16 protein-coding genes are annotated in these 21,895 nt (G+C 49.0%); 11 read left to right on the top strand and 5 right to left on the bottom strand.

Annotated elements, in window-relative coordinates; all coding sequences use genetic code 11:
* Positions 1-112 precede the first annotated feature (112 nt).
* The gene (locus IMY23_RS13510) at positions 113-1,660 is read left to right on the top strand and encodes a glycoside hydrolase family 10 protein (RefSeq protein WP_192822592.1); all 1,548 of its coding nucleotides are present in this window, start codon (positions 113-115) and stop codon (positions 1,658-1,660) included.
* Between the two features lie 704 nt (positions 1,661-2,364).
* Positions 2,365-3,762 (top strand): class II fumarate hydratase, encoded by a 1,398-nt coding sequence (gene fumC, locus IMY23_RS13505; protein WP_192822591.1) that lies wholly within the window; start codon positions 2,365-2,367, stop codon positions 3,760-3,762.
* Between the two features lie 294 nt (positions 3,763-4,056).
* Here fumC and IMY23_RS13500 read toward each other — a convergent pair whose 3' ends face one another.
* Both IMY23_RS13500 and IMY23_RS13495 read right to left on the bottom strand, forming a co-directional pair.
* Positions 4,057-5,841, bottom strand: coding sequence for a RagB/SusD family nutrient uptake outer membrane protein (locus IMY23_RS13500; protein ID WP_192822590.1), 1,785 nt, complete (start codon positions 5,839-5,841; stop codon positions 4,057-4,059).
* Positions 5,842-5,859: 18 nt separating this feature from the next.
* Complete coding sequence (locus IMY23_RS13495) at positions 5,860-9,135, bottom strand: TonB-dependent receptor (protein WP_225986508.1); 3,276 nt, start codon at positions 9,133-9,135, stop codon at positions 5,860-5,862.
* A gap of 541 nt (positions 9,136-9,676) precedes the next feature.
* On the opposite strand from IMY23_RS13495, the gene IMY23_RS13490 reads away from it, so the two are divergent.
* The 3 genes from IMY23_RS13490 to IMY23_RS13480 all read left to right on the top strand — a co-directional run bounded on the left by IMY23_RS13490 (position 9,677) and on the right by IMY23_RS13480 (position 12,091).
* Positions 9,677-10,840: an acyltransferase family protein gene (locus IMY23_RS13490; RefSeq protein ID WP_370589852.1), complete on the top strand. Its 1,164-nt coding sequence runs from the start codon at positions 9,677-9,679 to the stop codon at positions 10,838-10,840.
* A 297-nt stretch (positions 10,841-11,137) separates the two neighbouring features.
* On the top strand, positions 11,138-11,542 hold the full coding sequence (locus IMY23_RS13485) for a diacylglycerol kinase (protein ID WP_192822589.1): 405 nt from the start codon (positions 11,138-11,140) through the stop codon (positions 11,540-11,542).
* Positions 11,543-11,605: 63 nt separating this feature from the next.
* Positions 11,606-12,091, top strand: a complete 486-nt coding sequence (locus IMY23_RS13480) for a DinB family protein (RefSeq protein ID WP_192822588.1) — start codon at positions 11,606-11,608, stop codon at positions 12,089-12,091.
* 104 nt (positions 12,092-12,195) lie between these two features.
* On the opposite strand, the gene IMY23_RS13475 is transcribed toward IMY23_RS13480, so the two are convergent.
* Together IMY23_RS13475 and IMY23_RS13470 are read right to left on the bottom strand one after the other, a co-directional pair.
* Entirely contained in the window at positions 12,196-12,990 is a 795-nt protein-coding gene (locus IMY23_RS13475; RefSeq protein WP_192822587.1) for a DUF4382 domain-containing protein, read from the bottom strand.
* Between the two features lie 158 nt (positions 12,991-13,148).
* Positions 13,149-16,166 (bottom strand): AsmA-like C-terminal region-containing protein, encoded by a 3,018-nt coding sequence (locus IMY23_RS13470; RefSeq protein ID WP_192822586.1) that lies wholly within the window; start codon positions 16,164-16,166, stop codon positions 13,149-13,151.
* A gap of 45 nt (positions 16,167-16,211) precedes the next feature.
* Between IMY23_RS13470 and IMY23_RS13465 the strand changes: the two genes are divergently transcribed.
* Positions 16,212-17,285, top strand: coding sequence for a PorP/SprF family type IX secretion system membrane protein (locus IMY23_RS13465; protein ID WP_192822585.1), 1,074 nt, complete (start codon positions 16,212-16,214; stop codon positions 17,283-17,285).
* A 92-nt stretch (positions 17,286-17,377) separates the two neighbouring features.
* Positions 17,378-18,565, top strand: a complete 1,188-nt coding sequence (gene gldJ, locus IMY23_RS13460) for a gliding motility lipoprotein GldJ (RefSeq protein WP_192822584.1) — start codon at positions 17,378-17,380, stop codon at positions 18,563-18,565.
* Between the two features lie 344 nt (positions 18,566-18,909).
* Here gldJ and IMY23_RS13455 read toward each other — a convergent pair whose 3' ends face one another.
* Positions 18,910-19,623, bottom strand: coding sequence for a ComF family protein (locus tag IMY23_RS13455; protein WP_192822583.1), 714 nt, complete (start codon positions 19,621-19,623; stop codon positions 18,910-18,912).
* 67 nt (positions 19,624-19,690) lie between these two features.
* Here IMY23_RS13455 and IMY23_RS13450 point away from each other — a divergent pair, with 67 nt between their 5' ends.
* The 4 genes from IMY23_RS13450 (at position 19,691) to IMY23_RS13435 (ending at position 21,838) form a co-directional block, all read left to right on the top strand.
* Entirely contained in the window at positions 19,691-20,041 is a 351-nt protein-coding gene (locus IMY23_RS13450) for a carboxymuconolactone decarboxylase family protein (protein WP_192822582.1), read from the top strand.
* Positions 20,042-20,195: 154 nt separating this feature from the next.
* Positions 20,196-20,537 (top strand): hypothetical protein, encoded by a 342-nt coding sequence (locus IMY23_RS13445; protein ID WP_192822581.1) that lies wholly within the window; start codon positions 20,196-20,198, stop codon positions 20,535-20,537.
* On the top strand, positions 20,538-21,311 hold the full coding sequence (locus tag IMY23_RS13440) for an exodeoxyribonuclease III (RefSeq protein ID WP_192822580.1): 774 nt from the start codon (positions 20,538-20,540) through the stop codon (positions 21,309-21,311).
* A gap of 35 nt (positions 21,312-21,346) precedes the next feature.
* Positions 21,347-21,838 carry a hypothetical protein gene (locus IMY23_RS13435; RefSeq protein ID WP_192822579.1) on the top strand — a complete coding sequence of 164 codons (492 nt, stop codon included), beginning with the start codon at positions 21,347-21,349 and terminating at the stop codon, positions 21,836-21,838.
* Positions 21,839-21,895: the final 57 nt, after the last annotated feature.

Raw genomic sequence — 21,895 nt, 5'->3', positions numbered from 1 at the left:
GCCTCGTTTCTGGAAATGAGCCCGAAAACGGAAATTAGCTGCCCGTAAATGTTGCAAGAGCCAGGGAAAGAAACGTATTTGCCATTCAGGTTCTTAAACATTTTTAAAAACTATGAAAAGCTGGTTTCTCTCACCCTTTAGCAGATTGGCAGTTGCGCTGCTTTGCCTTTTCTCCTTCTCCGCGCAGGCCCAAACACCTTCGGCCTCGCCCAAACGCGAGTTCAGGGGCGTCTGGATTGCCACGGTGGGGAATATTGACTGGCCCAGCCAACAAGGGCTTTCACCAGTGACGCAGATGGAGGAGTTCAGGTATATTCTGGATGAACATCAGAAAAACGGCATCAATGCCTTGATTGTGCAGGTGCGGCCTACCACAGATGCGTTGTATAGGAGTTCCAAAGAATTGTGGTCACATTGGCTTTCTGGCAAGCAGGGGCAAGCGCCTAATCCGCCGTATGACCCGCTGGCCTTTCAGATTGAAGAGGCACACAAGCGCGGCATGGAATTCCACGCGTGGTTTAACCCGTACCGCGCCACCCATGACACTATCAGCGCCAACATCTCCAAAGACCACATCACCAAGACCAAGCCTGAGTGGTTTGTGACCTATGGCGGCAAGAAATACTTCAAGCCCGGCCTTCCTGAAGTACGGACCTACATTATTGACGTGATCATGGACGTGGTGCGCCGCTATGACCTTGACGCCGTGCATTTCGATGATTATTTCTACCCGTACCCAACGTCTGCCCCCTTCCCAGATGAAGACGATTTTAAGAAATACGGCGCTGGTTTCACTAACAAAGATGACTGGCGCAGGAACAATGTAGACGAGGTCATCAGGGTCTTGTCTGACAGCATCAAAGCCACCAAGCCGTACGTGAAATTCGGGATTAGCCCCTTTGCCATCTGGCGAAACGTGACCCAAGACCCGCGTGGCTCAGACACCAAAGGCGGCCTCACCAATTATGACCACCTGTACGCCGATGTGTACAAATGGCTGGAGAAAGGCTGGATTGACTACAACGTACCGCAACTGTATTTCCACATTGGCTATCCCGTGGCAGACTACGCCAAAATGCTGGACTGGTGGGCGAAGAACAGCTTCGGGAAGCACAATTACATTGGCCTGGGCACCTACCGCGTAGCTTCTGACGCCCGTTTCAAGGAATGGCATGACCCACTGGAAAGCGGCCGACAGATGCGCCTCAACCGCGCCAACCCCGGCGTACACGGCAGCGTGTTCTTCAGCTCTAAATCTGTCATGAGCAACCCGCTTGGCGTACAAGACACGCTTCGCGCCAACTACTACCGCCATCCCGCGTTAATCCCCGCCATGCCCTGGAAAGACGCCGTGGCGCCCTTGGTTCCCACTGACTTGAAAGTTAAAAACAACACAGATGGTATTTCCTTGACCTGGAACGCGCCTGCCAAAGCTTCAGACGGGGATTTAGCCAGGTATTATGTGGTGTACCGCGTGTTGCAAGGCCAGACCATCAATCCAGAGAACCCGGCGCATCTGCTAGCACTGCAGCACACAGGGACCACGTACACAGACAAAACCGCTAAGCCCGGCGAGCGCTACACCTACGCCGTGACCGCCGTAGACCGCCTGCACAATGAAAGCGGCCTGTCGGGGAAAGTGAATGCCAAACGGAAGTAGGTTAATGTGCTAATTTTTCAATGTGCTGATGTGCTAGTTGTAATGTGGAAATTTGGAGTTGTGAGAATGTGGAGATGATTTCTGTTTTCAGGCTCGTTTTCAGAAATGAAGCCGAAAACGGAACCGCTACTACTTTTGCTGCCGCAAGTTTTAAACTTGTGGCTATCCACGCTGGAAGTTTATAAACTTCCTTATACTTTAAATACATTCTTTACCCCACTATGGCGCGGAAGTTACTTCCGCGCCATAGTGGGCCTTATTTTTCTAATAGCAAAATACGCAAGTTGATAAACTTGCTCAATGGGTGGCTCCAAGTTGAAAACTTGAAGCAGGTTTAGTGGTAGGTTAGTCTTTCTCGCTCTTTCGGATTTATCAATCCGAAAGTACTCTGTTGGGGATTTATCAATCCCCGTACGCGCTTACCAACTGGCAGCAACAGGGATTAGGAAATCCCTGACAGAGTGGTTCAGGATTAGAAATCCCGAACAGCGATTCCCCCGAACAGCGATTTCTACAACAATAAGTTACCCAACAGTAAGATTTTACTTCGAATTGAAAACTCAAAGCAGAAAAAAGATATCCGTTTTCGGGCTCATTTCCAGAAACGAAGGCAAAAACGGGTGCTCTCTTTGGGGCACCCGTTTTTTATGAATAATTGCGTAATTTTGGGCCTTCTACCAAGTATAAACCATTTTCTAACAGACATGAGCATACGCATAGAGAAAGACACCATGGGGCCCGTAGAGGTGCCCGCCGATAAATACTGGGGCGCCCAGACCCAACGGTCCAAAGAGAACTTCACCATTGGCGGACAATTGATGCCGGTAGAGGTGATTGACGCCTTCGCCATTTTGAAGAAAGCCGCCGCTTACACCAACGCGGAGCTGGGCGTACTGGCGCAAGACAAAGCCGAAATCATTGGTCGGGTGTGTGACGAAATCTTGGCTGGTGACCTGGCTGACCAATTTCCGCTGGTGGTGTGGCAGACTGGTTCTGGCACGCAGAGCAACATGAACGTGAACGAAGTGGTGGCTAACCGCGCGCACGTTTTGCTGGGCGGCGACCTGATGGACGAGAAAAAGAAGATCCACCCGAACGATGATGTGAACAAGTCGCAGTCTTCCAATGACACGTTCCCCACGGCCATGCACATTGCGGCTTATAAAGCCGTGACGCAGAACACGCTGCCCATGGTGCAGAAGCTGAGAGATACGCTGCACGCCAAATCTCAGGAATTTATGCACGTGGTGAAGATTGGCCGCACGCACTTAATGGACGCCACGCCGCTTACGCTGGGTCAGGAATTGTCTGGCTATGTGTCGCAGTTAGATCATGGCATGCGCGCATTGAGAAACACCTTAGACCATTTGAGCGAGTTGGCATTGGGCGGCTCTGCGGTTGGTACTGGGTTGAACACGCCTAATGGCTACGCCGAATTGGTGGCGCAGAAAATCTCTGAATTCTCTGGCTTGCCGTTGAAAACCGCCGAAAACAAGTTTGAGTCTCTGGCCGCGCATGACGCCATGGTAGAAACGCACGGTGCCTTGAAGCAACTGGCCGTGAGCTTGATGAAGATTGCAAATGATATAAGACTGTTGGCCTCGGGTCCGCGTTCTGGTATCGGTGAAATCATCATACCGGAAAACGAACCTGGTTCCTCCATCATGCCCGGCAAAGTGAACCCCACGCAAGCAGAGGCCATGACCATGGTCTGCGCCCAGGTAATGGGAAATGACGTGGCTATCTCAGTAGGAGGGATGAACGGTCACTTCGAGTTGAATGTGTTCAAGCCGGTCATGATTTTCAACCTACTTATGAGCGCCCGTTTAATAGCCGATGCCTGTGACTCCTTCGACAAACATTGCGCTGTGGGCATTGAACCTAATTATGAGGTAATCAAACGCCAGCTGGAAAACTCTTTGATGCTGGTAACAGCTTTGAACCCGCACGTGGGCTATGACAACGCCGCCAAGATTGCCAAGAAAGCGCACAAAGAAGGAACTACTCTTCGGCAAGCGGCTCTTGATTTAGGTTTACTCACCGATGAACAATTCACTGAATGGGTGAAACCAGAAGACATGATTGGCAGCTTGAAAGGCTAAGCATATCCTGAACGTAGTATAGAAAACAGAAAACCCGCTGCACCTAATGCAGCGGGTTTTCTGTTTTAGGCCTCATTCCCAGAAATGAGCCCGAAAACGCAGGGCTTTCTTGTGTCTGTTCCTTTGGGAGTAGCCAATACCACTTGACTTTGCTTCCCTTTAAAATCTGCCTATAGCTTAGCGAATTCAGGCCGGTATCTCAAATGCTTGCTGGTTCTTCTGCTGGTCAGGTGGCTACAAAACAAAAGGCCGCTGATGTTTCCATCAGCGGCCTTTTTATAGAAACTAAATCAATTATTCCCAGCCTGGGTTCTGCGTTAACACAAAACCATTTGCTTTATATAAGTTGATTTGGTTAAGAGGCAATGGTGCCAAGTAATGTTTGTCGTTGTCAAAGATGCGCACACCAGTGGCATTGAAAGAAGGCACTACGTAGCCTTCTCTTAAGGTGGTGCTTGGTGCGTCATTATCGCCTACGGCTAAACGAACGGTACCAAGGGTGTACTCCGGGTTGTCTTTAGATACCCAGGCACCTCTGTTGATATCACCATTCACCTGCGTGTCAGCGTAAATAAGCTTTTTCCAACGTCTCAGGTCATCATATCTAAAGCCTTCAAAGATAAGCTCTACGCGGCGCTCTCTTCTGATTTCCCACAGAATTGGGCTAACTGAGCCATCTCTATCTGGGTCTTCTATAGGTGTTCCAGCTACGAGTGCCTGGTCACCAGAAACCTGAAGCGGTGCTACACCAATACCTGGTCTGTTTCTTAACACGTTCACTGATCTGTCAATGTCAGATTGCGAGAGAGCTGCTCCGCCCACAGTAGCCAATTCAGCGGCTGCTTCTGCGTAGTTGATCAAGACTTCGCCGTATCTAATGATAGGAGCATCTGTTACGTTTACCTGACCGTTACCTGCTGGAAGAGTTTTGGTGGTTTCTTCTAAGTATTTATGCGATACATAGCCAGAAGTGGAGTAATTGTATACGGCTTTGTTGTTATACCGCATGCCCAGTAAACGTATGGAGTCAACAAAAGTCTCTGTAATGCGTGGGTCTCTATTGGCCATTACATTCTTAATTCCTTTATCGCCCTGGTACTGCGTATTGCCTGCTTGCTTGATAGGCAGACCGTTCTTAGTGACATAAGAATTAATCATGTCTTTGGAGGCACCAGACTGAGCTTCTTTGTTGTTGTAGCTCATGGTAGCGTGCATCTGAATACCATCTACATACTGGCGGTACAGAATAACTTCTGGGTTGTTAGCCAAGTCAAAAGATGTGAATGTTTCTCTGTATCTACCTAAGCTATAACCACCCGTAGTCATTACCTGGTCAGCGGCCCATTTAGCAGCTTCTAAGTATTCTTTGGCTTTGGCTGGGTTGTTCATGTGGTATTTCTGCCACGTACCTTCAAACAAGAAAACCCGTGACATATAGGCCAACACTACTTGCTTGTTGATGGTGAGCCCTTTTGTACCGCCGGCAGTACCTTCTGCGGCAGGAGTTCTTACATTCTCAGCGGCAAATTTGAAGTCTTCCAAAACCTTATCCATAACAAACGTACGGGAATCTCGCGCCTTGTAAAGACTAGCAATGTCTGAATCACCAGGCACGTAATCATAGTAAGGGACATCACCAAATCTTCTTACCAGGTCATGGTATTCCAGACCACGAAAGAAGCGGCCTACACCACCCCAATGGGCTTTGGCATCCGTAGATAAAGCAGGGGCGTTAGCTACACGGTCAATTAAGATGTTGGATCTTCTCACCCAAGAGAAGTCCCAGCCACCACCAGAGGCTGGCGGGTTTAAAGTGAACAGAACTGGCGCGCTGGGCGCTCTGTCATCACTTAACACCTGGTTGTTACCAGACCAATGGGTTCCCTGGGCAGCGGCACTGGTACCATAGCCTGAGAAATAAGCGGTGTAGAACCCATAGGAGAAAGTTCTCACATTGGCTTCACTTGACCAGAAGGTATTGTCAGTCAAGGCATCTAAGGGTGGTTTCTCTAATAAATCATCATCACAGCTAACCGCAGTCATGGCTATGAATAGGAAAGCAAATAATCTATTTTTCATCTTGATTCAATTTAGAAATTAAAGGGTGATCTGTACACCAACTGAGAAAGACGTACGGTATGGGTACACACGGCCAACACCGGTGGCATCGCCTTGGTTTCCTGGAGTCACGTTTACTTCTGGGTCAATAGGAACACCGTTCAGGTTGTCAAACGTAAAGAGGTTCTCCCCGCTACCATACACTCTCAAGCGTTCAATCTTCACTTTCTGGGAAATGGCTTTAGGGATGGTATAGCCAATCTGCACGTTTTTCACACGCAGGTAAGACAGGTCTAACAAGTACTTGCTCTGTGGCTGGAAGTTGAAAACGCTGGCTTCGCCAATTTGGGTCAACCTAGGGTAGAATGCATTGGGGTTCTCAGGAGTCCAATAGTCTAACTGATGGGCGTACCATGCTTCGTGCGCTCTCCAGCCTGGGATGTACATTTGACCCGTAGCCCAATAGTCACGGCTTGCAACGCCTTGCAGATACATGCTCACATCAACGCCTTTCCAGTCTGCTCCTAAACGCAAGCTATACTGATATCTTGGCGTGGTGTTACCAATCACTTTCTGGTCACCTGGGTTCTCTACAGAGTTGTCTCCACGGTCAATTTTACCGTCACCATTCAAGTCTTTGTATTTGATGTCACCAGGCCCAAATCTCAAACCAGCATATTCTAAGAATGTCTGAACAGGTACGCCATCTTGGTACACGTAAGCGCCTCTTTCCATCAGCAGTTGACCGGTTGCAGGATCTCTCTTGAAATCGTCTTCGGTAAAGAATCTGTCTGTTTCATAGCCCCAGATTTCACCAAGTGTTCTGCCTTGGTAGTTGGCTGAAATAATTCTGCCGCTAGATCCATCTCTGTATTCATGGATTTTTTCCACTACATCTGAAAGGGCAACCATGGCGTTGATGTTAAGGCCATTGTTGAAGGAATGCTTGAAATCAATACCAAGTTCCCAACCATCTGCGCGTACTTCACCAAAGTTTACCTGCGGTGCACCAGTACCAAAAGTAACTGGCAAGGTAGCTCCAGGTCCTAACAAGTCAATTGTGCTTCTTCTGAACCAGTCAAAGGTGAAACCAAATCTGTCATTTAAGAATCTAGCATCTACCCCAAAGTCTAAGGTAGAAACGGTTTCCCAGGTAAGTTTATCACCTACCGCGCCAGGAGAACCAGCTGTTGGCATGTTTACACCACCTACAAGCCAACCAGAGTTTGATCTAGGCATGGTAGGGTAAATTAAACCTATTGGCAGGTTTTCACTTCCTACTGAACCATAAGAAGCTCTAAGTTTCAAGAAAGACAGCACTGGTCTGGCAAACTCCATGAATGCTTCCTCGGTAACTACATAACCGGCAGAAGCAGAGGAGAAGAAGCCCCATCTGGTGGTAGGAGATAATCTGGAGGAACCATCATAGCGGGCATTTATCTCCAATAGGTATTTGTTATTAAAGGCATAGTTGATACGACCAAACACACCCGCTGTAGCAAACCCACCGTGGGAACCACCTATAGTAGGCAATAACCCACTAGTTAAGTTAAGCTCACCGGCGTTAGGGTCCATTAAGCCTGTGTTTCTAGCCAGCAAAGACCAGTTTTCAAGTTCTTCAATATCACCACCGGCAATGAACTTCACTGAGTGCTGGTTAATGTCAAGGTTGTAAGTGGCAAACCCTTTTACAGTATGTCTGTTTGACCACCAAGTCTGGTAGCCCACTCTATCAAAAGAAGAGGTAGTATATACACGGTAAGGAATTTTGTTGCTTTGGTCAATACCACTCCAGTGGTCAAGTGCCGCAATATTACCACCTACTTCTTTGTAGTCATCATTTGTTCTACCATAAGTATAGTCCACATCTACAGTCAATCCTTTTACAGGTTTGAAGGTGGCACCTACGTTTACTCTGGTAAATCCTTTATTTGTCTCGTTCAGTTTAGCCTGAGCTGTTTCTGTAATAGAGTTTCTAAAAGGCTGGCCATTGATGGTACCGTAAGGAGCAATAGAAGGCCATCTGTACAGATAGAACCATGGGTCATACGTAGCAGAGGAGAACATGAAAGGGGCAGTCAACTTTGTATTTGAGTACAAGAACTTACCTCTAATGTCTAACCATTTGTTTACTTCTGTGCTAACGCCCATGTTAATGGTGTAGCGCTTGAAATCATCTGGGTTTACTTTATAGATACCGCCTTGGTCTAAATAACTAGCGCTAAGGTTGTAATTGGTTTTCTCGCTGCCGCCAGAAACTGAAAGGTTGTGCGTTTGCTGGGGAGCCCATTTCTCCATGAACAGTTCATTCACATCCCAAGGGCGGTAGAAATAAACGCCACCATCTCTGATCTCATAGTCACGGCCTTCCACCATCTCCATGCTGAACTGGCTACCGTCACCATATAGTCTGCGGTATTCATGCAATTTCTCAATGGCCGTTAAGTCAATGCGCACACCGGCGGCACTGATCAACGCAGCAGATGGGTCTACTCTTCTTCTGGCACCAAAGGCCATTTCAGCGGCCTCAGGAGCCGGGGCCAATTCTGGCACTTGGGTAGGCGTGCTCCAAGAGAAGTTATTGGAGTAGGTCACTCTGTTAGGCGCACCTCTTTTACCACCTTTGGTAGTAATCAAGATAACACCCCAAGCCGCTCTGGAACCATAGATTGAAGCCGAAGCCGCATCTTTCAGGACAGAGATGGTTTCAATATCATCTGGGTTTACTAATTGTAAATCTGGAACCTCAACGTTGTCTACCAAGATAAGCGGCTGTGCTCCTCCATTCCCAACAAGGGTACCAGAGTTTCCTCTTAATTTAATAACAGGCGCTGAACCAATCTGACCGCTGGGGGTAGTGATGGTAAGACCTGGCACGGTTCCCTGTAAGCCACGGGCAACGTCGGCAATGGGTCTTGACTCTAATACCTTAGTGTCAACGGTAGAAATGGCACCAGTTACATTACTCTTCATCTGAGTACCGTACCCTACCACCACCACTTCATCCATCACCTTGGCATCTGACCTGAGCACAATGTTAATGGAGCTGGCAGCACCCACCTTTACCTCTTGGGGCAACATGCCAATAAAAGAGAACACCAACGTTCCCTCAACCGGGGCATCAATAGAGAAGCGACCGTCTCCGTCTGTAGAAGAACCAATAGTGGTCCCCTTTACTACCACGCTTACGCCGGGCAGGGCAGAGCCGTCTTCAGCGGAGGTCACCCGCCCCGTAATGGTCTTGCTTTGGGCAAAACCTGCCTGAGCTATCAAGAAGCTCATGGCAAACAACATTAACCGTAATACTACTTTCATAGGTAAGAATTTAGAAACTGAATTTGTTGGTTTTTAGGTGGTGAGCAAGGTGAAACAATACAATAGAGCCGGGTGTCAATCTCATGCGCCAACCTTAGCAAGCAGGCAAATGAAATCTACACAAAAATTTCCGCAAGTTAAAGCAATTTAATGTCTTGTGACAATGAAAAAATATACATTTATCAAAAAAACCCTTGTTAAAAGTAAATATTTCAATTTTAAAACCTATCTGCCTTATAGTTTGCTATTTTAATAACCTTTGTTAAGACCCAAGGAAATAGTATTCTTCAAGGGTGGCTTGGCTGGCATTACAGACAGTTTTCTTATTTGTTGAAAATATAGAGAGAGTCCTCCTCCAAAGCAAGAAAACTTTTGAAATTTTTTTTTTAACTACGGAATCATAACAAATTTTTATAGTTTGCTAACGCAATAGGGCGTTTTCTTCAAGATTTTGAATTTAGGCCCAACAGGCATGTTTTCGCCCAATTATCATTTATCAAAGTTTTAGACCCTCACTTTTTCCATCTTTTAGTTTTCAACTGTGCAATCTCCTCCTGACTCAACTACCAATCCTAGTCCTCCTTTACCGGCACCTGCTGCCGCCTCCCGTCTGTTATCTTTGGATGTGTTCAGGGGTATCACGGTGCTGGCCATGATCTTGGTGAACAACCCGGGCAACTGGGGCAAAATCTATGCGCCGCTCAAACACGCGGCCTGGCATGGGTGCACGCCCACTGACCTGGTTTTTCCGTTTTTCCTTTTTATAGTAGGAGTTTCCATTGCCTATGCCTTGTCTGGCAAGAAACTGGACCCGGCTTCGCATTCTAAGACCTTGCTCCGGATTGTGCGCCGGGGCCTCACCTTGTTTGCCCTGGGTTTGTTTCTGGCCTTGTTCCCCACGTTTGACTTTGAGACCGTGCGCATACCGGGCGTGCTCCAGCGTATTGGGGTAGTGTTTATCATAGCGGCGGCCATCTTCCTGAAAACAACACGTAGAACACAAATCATTCTGGGCGCGGTGTTTCTGGTAGGCTATTGGCTGCTGCTCATGTTTGCCCCGGTGCCGGGCATAGGGCAGGCCAACCTGCAGCCTACTACCAATCTGGCGGCCTGGGTAGACAACGCCTTGCTGCCGGGTCACCTCTGGAAATACGCTAAAGTCTGGGACCCCGAAGGCATTTTGAGCACGTTGCCCGCGGTAGTGAGTGCCATGATAGGGGTGCTGGTAGGCCAATGGCTCAAGCGGAAAGACGAACCGGGAAACAAAATTGCCTGGCTCATGGTCTGGGGCGTACTCTTAACAATGGCCGGCTTGGTGTGGGACCTGCATTTCCCTATCAATAAAAGCCTTTGGACCAGCTCATATGTGTTGTACACCGGCGGGTTGGCCATGCTGGGCCTGGGGCTCTGCTATTGGCTGATTGACGTGAAAGGCTACCGCCGGTTCACCACGCCGTTTCTGGTGTATGGCGTAAATGCCATCACGGTGTTCTTTCTCTCGGGCCTTATCCCTAGAATCATGGGCATGATCAAGGTAAGCACGCCAGCTGGCGAAGTGGACAGCAAAACCTGGCTCTATGAATCGTTTTATACCACGTGGCTGTCGCCGTACAACGCATCACTGGCCTGGGCCCTCACCTGGATTCTCTTCTGGATGCTCATACTCTATATAATGTACCGCAAGAACATCATCATAAAAGTGTAACCGCTGAACCCAAAACAGCCAAGCCATCAGTATAAACCTAAAAGCCCATTCATATTTCCGTTTTCGGGCTCTTTTTCAGAAATGAGCCCGAAAACGGAAATCCTTCTTTATCTAAAGAGCAGCTTTTTCTCTGGTGATGGCGTTAAAGAGGTCAAACCGTTGACGTCTAGGCCTGGTGGGGTTCAGCTGTAAAATAAATAGTGCACAGCATTGCTACCCTGAGCAGCTTGAAAGCGAGAATTCAGCTTGTTTTGTTAAAGACAATCACTGACCTTCACCATACACCCAATTCTCTACATGCAACCCAGAAAACCCACGTTTCTCAGGCAAAGACTCAACAGCTTCGGGTATGCGGGGCAGGGTTTGGCGGCGGCGTTCCAGTCTGAGGTCAACTTTCGGTGGCACGTGTTGTCGGCGGGGCTGGCAGTGGCCTTGGGGTTTTATGTTGGGTTAAACCGATGGGAGTGGGTGGCCATTGCCGGCGCCATTGGTTTGGTCTGGATGGCCGAACTTTTCAACACGGCCCTGGAAGTGGTAGTGAATTTGGTTTCGCCGGAGAGACACCCGCTGGCGGGCAAAGCCAAAGACATTGCGGCGGCGGCGGTGCTCATGGCGGCGGTCACGGCGGCGACGGTGGGACTGCTGGTTTTCTGGCCGTATGCCGTGCATTTCATTGAAAACTGGGATAAACATTCTTTCTGACGCCTGCGTTTACTACTTTTGCCCGCTGTTTGACCAACCAGCGTTTTTACCAAGCACACAGACATGACCTCAACAGACGTATTGCAAAACCTCACAGAATATAACGCCTGGGCCAACGGCCGCATCTTGAAAAGCCTGGACCGCATTGCCGGTGACCTGCCAGATTACGCCACGCTTATGTTCAGCCACCTGCTCAACGCCCAGGCCATCTGGATTGCCCGCATCACCGGCACCAAAAGCCCCGTGACCGTTTTGCAGAAACACAGCCTGCCAGAACTGCACCAACTGCACGCCCAGACTTCGCCTAAACTGATTGAATTGTACGCCAACGCAGACCAGACCGAGCTGGACCGCACCATTGACTACACCAACACCCAAGGCAAGCAGTACTCCACCAAGGTGCGCGACATTCTTACCCACGCCATTAACCACGCCACCTACCACCGCGGGCAAGTTGCCAGAGAGTTGCGGCTGGCCGGCCATGAGCCTATCAACTCAGACTACGTGACCTTCGTGCGCATTCGGTACGGGCAAGACATGGAGCTGTAAAATTTGCGTTTTTGGCTTCGTTTCCAGAATTGAGCCCGAAAACGGAAAAGACAAGGGGGGCCCAACGCGGGCTCCCTTTCTCTTTTTATAGGTACTTGTAGACTTTAGTTTAGCGTCACCGCAGGAATCTCTGTGATGCGGTCATTGGTCACCACCACGTTGGTCACTTCTTTGTTCACGTAAGGGGCTGAGGTGGAAAACTGCACTTTGTAGGTTCCGGCAGGCACGCCTTTGATCAGAAACTTACCGGCATCATCGGCAAAGCCGCCAATGGTGTCATTAGCCGCCGAAATCACCAGAATACCGGGTTTGGCGGCGGCAGGCGTGACGGTTCCTCTAATGCCGCCGGCCAGAGCTTGGGTTAGCGTTCTGATCACGGGTTTTAAGTTATAAGCGCCGCTGTTACCGCGGGACACCACAGATTTGGCGGCGTCAAAGTCCAGGAGCAGGGCATATGTCACGTCTGGCTGCAGGTCTGCGTTGATCTGTAGCTTAATGCCCGAGGTCTGCCCGCTGGGCGTGGTCAACGGGCGGCGGGTGGGATCACCTTTCAGTTTCAAGGTGTTGTTTTCGCCCAGAATAAGTCTGATCTGCGAGATACGGCCCGCCGGTAAATTGGCAGAGGCCAACAGCGTGTCGCGGCCATTGGCGAAGTCCAGCAAGTTATACACACCGGGGTGAATGGTTTCCAGGGTGGTCCAGCCGGAGCCGTTGTCATTGGCCTCGCGGTGAATCTGCACTGACCTGATGTCCACGTTCACTTCGTCATAGTCGCCGGGGGCATCGGTCATTCTTACTTCCAGGCGGGCGGCGCCGGTTTCTTCTTTGTCAGCATCTGAACAGGAGGCAAATCCCAAGGTGGCCACCAGGCACATTCCCCACCATACTTTCTTTTTCATACAGGCTTGGTTTAAGTGAAAAAACCGCTTTCTGGGCGGCAGGTCTTATACGATGCCTATAAATTTTGTGCCAGACTTGTGGAAAACTTAAAAGCCGTTTTCGGGCTCATTTCTGAAAATGAGCCCGAAAACGGCTTTTGACAAAGGGAATCAAGCTTTTACTGCTGCTTGGTAGTGTCTGGCGGCGTGACAGGTGCGGCTGGTTTCTTTTTGTTGAAGAGTTTGTCCAGTTGGTTTTTAGCACCGTCGCGCAGTTTCTGTTCAGCCTCCTGGCGTTTTTTCTCCAGTTCCTGACGGGCCTTGAGCTCTAGTTCCTGCTGCTTTTTGAGGGCTTCGGCTTTGAGGCTGTCTGTATTGGTGGGCGCGTTGATCTTGAGTTTGTCTTTCACGCCTTCCAGCTTGCTGGTTACCACCTGTTTCACCAGAGAACTGGCCTCAGCCTTTAAACTGCTGCCTTTGAGTGCTACCGCCGGGCTGTTGTATGCCCCGGTCACGCCTAGTTGCAAGGTCACGCGCTCCAGGCTGTTGATGTTCTGCACCCCAGACAAGCTGGTGAGTTTGGTGGCCAGCGCATTGCCCACTTTGCCAGAAGGTACATCCATGGCCACCACGTAGTCAATCTTGCCGCTCAGGTTATTGGTACCGCCCACGGTCATTTTGATATCGCCTACGCTAAAGTCAAACGGTTTCACCACCAGGTTTCCGCTCAGAATTTCCGCCGCGAAGTTCCGGTTCTTGATAGTGAAGTTCTGCACGTCTTTGAGGTTGGTCACTTGGCTGATTTTGGCCAGGGCCGGAATGTTGCTCACCAACGCCTCTACCACCTCAATCACACCTTTTCCGGTTACGGTGCTCATCACAGGCATCATGTCGGCGCCCAGTTCACCGGTAATGTTGAACTTGGTGGAAAACTGCCCTTTCAACAGCTTGGCAATAGGCGCCAGGTTCTGAATGGTGTTGAACGTGTTGAAGGAATTCTGAAAATCAAGGTTCTTGATATCCAGCCCAAACGAGAATTTAGGGTGAATAAGGTCTCTGGAGTCATAGCTGCCCGTGGTGGAAAACTGCCCGCCCAAGGTATTGAACGACACATCTTCCAGCTTGGCAATCTGGTCTTTTAAGGTCACGCGGCCGGCCAGGTTCTGCAGTTTCATGTTGTCATACACCACCGTTCCGGCTTTGGTATTCAACACAACTTCCAGGTTGGCCGGAATCTGCACCACACCCTGCGCCTCTTTGGTAGAAACGGGGACCGCGGCGCCGGTGTGTTCATCTACCATCCATTCGTTCACGTTGAAATTAGAGGAGCGTAGGTTGAAATTCCCGCGCAACGGCTGATTCTCAGAGAACATGTAGCCCATGTAATTGGTGATGGTACCATCCATCTGCACGTCACTGGCCCCCAAGAACCCGTTCATGCTTTGCAGGGCAATCTTATCATTGTTGAACGTGGCAGCCGCATTGGTGATGCGCATGCCCTGCGGCAAGTCTGTGCTTTTGTAGGCAAGCTGTTGCACCTTCATAGCACCACTAGCGATTACGTTGCCGTAGCGACCAGCATCCACATCGGTCATTTTGCCTTTGGCAGCTATGTTGCCGGTGATTCTTCCGCTGAGCGTGGTGCCCTCCAGCGGGAAAATCTTGGTCAGTTTTGTCAAATCCAGCACGCCGTTCACCACTACGTCAAACTGCGGCTGCGCCAGGTTCTTGATAGCTGCTCTGCCTTCCAAAGGTTCTTTGTCCAGCAGCATTTTGAACCTGGAGATGTTGATATCTGTGTCGGCGGCGTTGCCGGTGCGGTTGACTACGGTAGAAGAAAGGTTCACCTGCTCCAGCGGCGCCGGGAACGACGTGGATTTCACGTAGCCGTTGCTCAGGTTCAAGGTAGCGGTCATGACGGGCATGTGTTTCTCAAAGTACACGCCTTTGGCCTGGGCATTCACATCCAACAAACCGCGCAGCGTAGTTCCTTCCACGGGGAATACTTTAGTGATTTCCGCCAAGTCAATCTTAGCTTTCAGGTTACCATCTACAGTCATGGGCGAGAAGCCGTCAATCAGCACCTGGCCGTCAATGGGGTTCTTGCCTAAGTCAAGATGTAGTTTCTTGATGTTGATTTGGGTGTGGTCAATGTTACCATCAGCGTTTTTGATAGACATGGCCACGTTGATGTTTTTGGCGGCCTGCGGCAGATCTGGGTATTGGAACGTGCCTTCGGTAATATTTAAATCTACCCCGAAGCCTGGCATGGTGGTTTCATTGAAAATGCCTTTCACGTAACCGTTGAACGCCACTTTGCCATCGGTCTTCACGTCTTTGAATTTGTCTGTGAACACGCCGGGCACCAGGGAGAAAATGTTTTTGAAATCAGTTTCCAGGGCTTTGAAGGTGAGGTCCAGGGCAATGTCTTGGGTTGGCATGGCAATAGAACCGGCCATGCCCATCACAAAATCATTGAGCTTGAAAGTATTGTCTTTGAAGGTGTATTTGCTGTTGGCTAAATCCATGGCCAGGGTCACGTCAGCATCCAGTTTCTTGTTCTCCAGGTAGTTCATGCCGCCGTAAGTTACGGTAAAGCGCTCAGCCTGCGTGTTGGTTTTCATGTCAAAAATGTCTTTGGCTAAATCGCCGCTGCCGGTATGCTCCACATTATAAGCGGCCACACCGAAGGGAATGCTCAGGTCTTGGTACACCAACTGCCCGTTCTTGATGGTCCAGTTGTCAATGCCCATCTTAAAGTCGGCGGTGTCTGTTTCCTGGGTGGCGGCTGAGTCTGGAATGAAGATGTCCCAGTTGGCTTTTCCGCTTTTGAGCACTAGCAGTTTAATGCGCGGGTCCACCAGGTTCACTGATTTGATTTCTATTTCATCGCTGGAGATCACACTCATAATATCCAGGCCCAGCGCGAAATCTGGCAGATGGGCCAGCGTGTCACGGGCAAAAGAGTCTTTGCCCACAATGGTGAGGTCTCTAATAGACAAACCCAAATCTGGAAATGTGCGGAAAACCGACAGACTTACGTTATCTGTCTCGTATAGCACCTGGGCATTGATATTACGGGCTATTTCTTTATCTAACCGCGCTTTGATTTTATCTTTGAACAAAATGGGTACCAAGGCCGCGGCGGCCACCAGCACCACTAAGAAAACGGCCAGGCCAATAAATACTTTTCTCATAGTGTCATTGCTGTTATTTCAGCTTGTAAGTTTACTTAATTCTAAATGAATTTCTGCCTAAAGAAGAATTACCTGCAAGATACGTGCCTCCTTACGGGGTGGGGCCACCAGCTGCGCGAGTTCTTTCTGCTGGGCACCTTTCTTCTATTAAGCCAAATGGCCACCGCGCAGGACCTTTCGCCCACGTTGCCCTTTGCCCACCGGCTTTTCCTTAACCCCGCCTTCACTGGTTTATTGTCTGATTACAGCGTTACCTTAGGACACCGGTCACAGTGGCGGGGCATTAACCAGGGCTACGGTACCCAGTGGGGCAGCGGCGAATACCGGTTCAAGGATAGCAAAAATGCCGCCGGGGCCACTTTCCTGAATGACAAAGCCATGGGGGGCGGTTTGCAAACGGTGCAGGCCGGCGCTACGTATGCGCACCACACCCGCTTACGTGATAACCTGAATTTGAGCGCTGGTCTTACCCTAGGAGTCGGCTCGCAAAGCCCGGGTTCTGCTTCCCTAATTTTTGAGGACCAGCTGGGCCCTACCGGGCAAGTACAACAACCCACGGCAGAAACCGCCATATTTGAGCGGGCTACTTACCTCACCGTGGGCACTGGTTTACTGCTGTTCACAGACCAGTTCTGGGTAAGTCTGGCAGGCCATGGTTTAAACCAACCCACATTAGGAACAGCATCTGACAATTCCTTGCCCGCCACTTTTCAAATGAACACCGGGTACAAATTCTATGTAAAGAACTATTTCGCGCAGAATTCTTTTCAGGAGCTCAGCTTTCTTCCGGTTTTTTCGTATACGCAGCAACGTGCGTTTAAACGCTTAGATGCGGCTTTTTATGCCATCATGACACCGTTTACCGCGGGCGTTTATTATACGGTGCTGCCTGGCGCAAATAATTTAGCTTCCACAAGTACCATAAGTGCACTGGCTGGCGTTATGCATAAGGGTTTCAAACTGGGCTACGGGTACCGGCAGTCATTGGCGGGGTCACCGGTTTCATTGGGGCCAACCCATGAAATCACGGTTTCTTTTGAGAAAGTGGACTATCTGAAAATCTTTAAAAAATCCGGTTCCGATAAAAATTACAATCGGATTGCTTGCCCTGCGTTCTAATTTTCTATATTATTGCGTGTTGATAGGCTTTACTATTATTTAAAGTACAATTATTATTTAGAATACAATTTTACCTGGTTCAGACCAAATTTATGAGACTATCTAAACAACTAACGTACGTGGTAGTGGCAGGCGCACTTGTCTTTACCTCCTGTTCAAGGGATAGCAGACCTACCAGCCGGAACCCCGGTGATGTAAGTACCGCCACTGGAATTGAGTATGATGATGAGGAGGGCGGGTTTGCCGTGGCAGACTACAGTGACGTGCCAGAAGGCCCAGGCTTGGTGTTCATTGAAGGCGGAAGAACCACGCTTGGTTCTTCTGAGGAAGATGTGGCCATGACCCGTGACAACATTGAGCGTACCGTTACTGTTGCTTCTTTTTACATGGATGAGGCTGAAGTAGCCAACCTGCACTGGTTAGAGTACCTGCACTATGTGCGCAAAGACTCTTCTGAGGAAGTGTACACCAAAGCCTTGCCAGACACCACGGTGTGGGAGCGTGAGCTTTCGTTCAATGACCCGTACGTGAATTATTACCTGCGGTACCCTGGCTTCAGATACTACCCGGTAGTAGGTGTGAGCTGGCAGCAAGCCCAGGATTACTGCGTGTGGCGTACCGCCATGGTGAACAAAGGCCTGGCTGCCCAGTATGACGGTGATTTAGCCGAAGGTGCTACGCCTCCCATTGAGTCTGGCGCCATTCTGCCCAACTACCGTCTCCCCACAGAGGCTGAGTGGGAATATGCTGCCCAGGCCCTTATTGGAACCCAGTTAGACGAGGAAGAAAACCAGCAGAACAAGCGTATCTACCCATGGGACGGCCACCAGGTGCGTAACCCGTATGGTAAAGGTCAAGGACAGTTTTTGGCTAACTTCAAGCGTGGCCGTGGTGACTATGCCGGTATTGCTGGTTCTTTGAATGATGGTGCTATGATCACGGAGTATGTGTATGCGTACCCACCAAATGATTTTGGTCTGTACAATATGGCCGGTAACGTGAACGAGTGGGTGCAAGATGTGTACCGTCCGCTTTCATTCCAGGATGTGGAAGACTTGAACCCGGTTAGAAGAAACGGCGTACAAGATGACTCTTCGTTATATGATGTGGCTGGTTTCCAGTCTCTGATCACCAACACTGTGCGTGTGTACAAAGGCGGTTCCTGGAAAGACGTAGCCTACTGGTTATCCCCGGGAACGCGTAGATTTATGGAACAGGATTCTGCTACCTCTACCATCGGTTTCCGTTGCGCTATGATCAACACTGGTTCCAACAAATAAGCTGAACCAACCTATTAATAGAAAAGGGACCTGTATGGGTCCCTTTTTTTATGCCTTTTTTATTGGGTCCAAAATTTTGACTGGCCATATTCATCAGTTTCCGTTTTCGGCTTCATTTCTGGAAATGGAGCCAAAAACGCCTTTCTCACCTGTAAGATGGTGTAGCTGCCATAATGTGTTCCATGCAGCATGAACCACTTAAATCAGAACAATCTTAAAACCAGGGCAAAGCTGAGAAAAAGGGGTCTTCTAATTGGAGACGTTTCTGCTGCGTAAGCCCACGTCTGTGCTAAGACTTTACGTTTTCGGCCTCATTTCTGAAAACGAGCCCTAAAACGGAATTTCTACAAGGTATAGGCAATGGCCGCCACACTCACGGCACGGGCACCATTCTTCAATAGCAGATCAGCGCAGGCTTCTAAAGTGGCGCCGGTGGTCACCACATCGTCTACCAGCAAAACGTGTTTGCCTTTGATGGCTTCCGCATTTCTGATGGCGTAGAGTTGGCGCATGGCTTCCCAACGGTCTTTCCGGTTTTTCTTGGTCTGGGTACCCACGGCTTTGTTTTTCTGGAGCGCGGTTTCGGCTACTACTACCTGTAAGGCATTTGCCAGGGCGTTGGAGAATTCTGTGACCTGGTTATAGCCGCGCTGAGAGAGTTTGCTTTTATGCAGTGGCACGGGCACTACCACGTCAATGTCAATGAATGCTGCGTTTTCTTGAAGGCTGTTCCCCATCCATTTGCCCAGGACTTCGCCAATTTCTTCCTGGCCGCGGTATTTGAGTTGGTGCAGCAGGCGTTGCACGCGGCTTTTCTCCTGGTACAGCAGATAGGCCACGGCCAGTTGCACGGGCACGCGTCCCCAGAAAACTTTGTGCAGGGCGTTGTCAGTGGGGGAGAGATGGAAGCCGGTATACGGCAGTTTAATGCGGCAGTGGCTGCAAATCACTTCTTCGCTTACCGCCAAGGCACCACCGCAGCCACGGCATTCCTCAGGATAAATGAGTGCCAGAAAATCCTGCACCAAGGTCTTGACTCCCAAAGATAGCTGCGCCATAGAATTCATGCAGTTTTGATGTAACTTTACATTAGAGGCAATTCTGCCCTAATTAGCACGCACAACAATGAGCCAAGTAAAAGAATTCAACGACTACCGCACCCGCATGAACGAAAAGATCATGGCCGCGGATAATAAAGTAATCAAGCGCTTCTTCAACCTAGACACCAACGCGTACGCTGAGGGTGCCGTGGACGTAAAAACCAAGGAAATGCTGGGCCTGGCCTGCTCCATGGTCTTACGCTGCGATGACTGTATCAAATACCACCTGGGCAAATGCTTTGAGTGCGGATTAACCGATGAGGAAATCTATGAAGTCTTCTCCATCGCCAACTTAATTGGTGGTTCCATTGTGATTCCGCACTTCCGGAGAGCCGTGGAATATTGGGAAGAACTAAAGACCGAGCAACAAGGTTAATAACATTCCGTTTTCGGGCTCATTTCTGAAAATGAGCCCGAAAACGGAAAATTTGCCACTTTAATAATTGGAAAGGTCTGTTGATAAATCAGAAGTGAAATAAAAATTTTGCTTCACACTGACGAAATTCCACAGATATCCACACACAACATCTATGGAGAACGAAGAAGACTTTGATGTGCGCTGGGCTGCGTTGCGCCAGAACATCAAGAGTATGTTTGGGAAAAAACCCGATTTGAACGCTATTCTTTTTTTGATTGGCGTGCAGGAACTGGGGCAGGGAAGCAGGGAGTTCACCAAAGAGGAAAAGCAGGATTTAATGCACATTGCCACCTGTAAACTCCTCAGCCTTTCCGGGCATTATGAACTGGAAGGTGTTGACGCCGAAGGCTGGCCCCACTGGAAATCTATTAAACCGCTGCCCGCCTGCAACCTGAAAGAACAGGAACGCATGTTGAAATGGCACGCGCTGGAATATTTTGAGGAGATGCAATAGATGAAAATCATTAGTTATAACGTCAACGGCATACGAAGTGCCATTTCCAAAGGCTTTCTGGATTGGGTTCGCGCCGCCAACCCAGACGTACTCTGCTTGCAGGAAATTAAAGCCGACGAGACCAAGTTCGACAAAGCCTGTTTTGAGGAACTTGGTTACCACGTGTACATTCATCCGGCGGTAAAGAAAGGCTACAGCGGCGTGGCTATCCTCTCTAAATTGGAACCGAAGAGTGTGGGCATTGGCTGCGGTATTGAACGCTATGACCAGGAAGGCCGTGTAATCAGGGCTGACTATGACGGGTATTCGGTGTTGAACGTGTACATGCCCTCGGGTTCCAGCGGCGAACACCGGCAGGCGTTCAAGATGGAATGGCTCCGCGATTTTCAACAGTATCTGCAGACTTTGAAGCAAACGGTGCCCGGTTTGGTCATCTGCGGCGACTACAACATCTGCCACCAGCCAATAGATATCCACAACCCGAAGTCGAACGCCAACAGCTCCGGTTTCTTGCCCGAGGAACGCAATTGGTTCTCCACGTTCCTGCAAGACGGCTACGTAGATTCCTTCCGGCATTTCAATCAGGAGCCGCACCAATACACTTGGTGGAGTTACCGCGCCAACGTACGTGCGAAGAACTTGGGCTGGCGCATTGATTATCTGCTGGTATCTGAGCACCTCAAGCCTTATATGAAACGGGCCGCTATTTTACCTGAGGCCAAACATTCAGACCATTGTCCGGTGTTGCTGGAAATGCACCCGGTGGAAGCTTAGTGTCTGTGAGCCATATAGAAGTTAATAGTTAAATTATGAAAAAGTTCTTCCTTCTTTTATATGCGCTCTTGAACCTTGCAATCTGTCGAGGACAATCTGATTATGTGGTTTTGAAAGACCAATCTACCATAACGGACCTTATATCACTTTATAAAATTCTCCCTCAATCATCAAAGCCTACAGAGCTGACAGAAGCTGAGTTTGATGTAGTGAAGAAAGCATCACTGGATTATATCAATGACTTCAATTCAGCAACAAAGGAGGGGTTTAGAAAGCGCGGAGAAAAGAAAAAATATGCCAAAATGTATCAAATAAAGGGTTTGAATAACTACAATATTCAATACGTTCCTTATTTGAATAACAAAGGAGAAAAAGAAATTTGGATAAATGGTTTTTGTAATGCCTTCGACCAAGATTGGCGGAAAAAAATCATTTATGCATTTGATGGTGGAAATTGTTATTTCACTATTAGATTAAATCTAACTACTGGCGAACGCTTAGGAATTGGAACAAATGGATATTCCTAAATCCAATCCTTAACAAGGATTAAAAAGTTAGCTTATGCAGGCAATGTTAATTTATAC

This window comes from Rufibacter sp. LB8, from assembly GCF_014876185.1.
Lineage (GTDB): Bacteria > Bacteroidota > Bacteroidia > Cytophagales > Hymenobacteraceae > Nibribacter.
The sequence above is the reverse complement of the archived record's forward strand: the minus strand, read 5'-3'. Positions and strand labels throughout refer to the sequence as shown.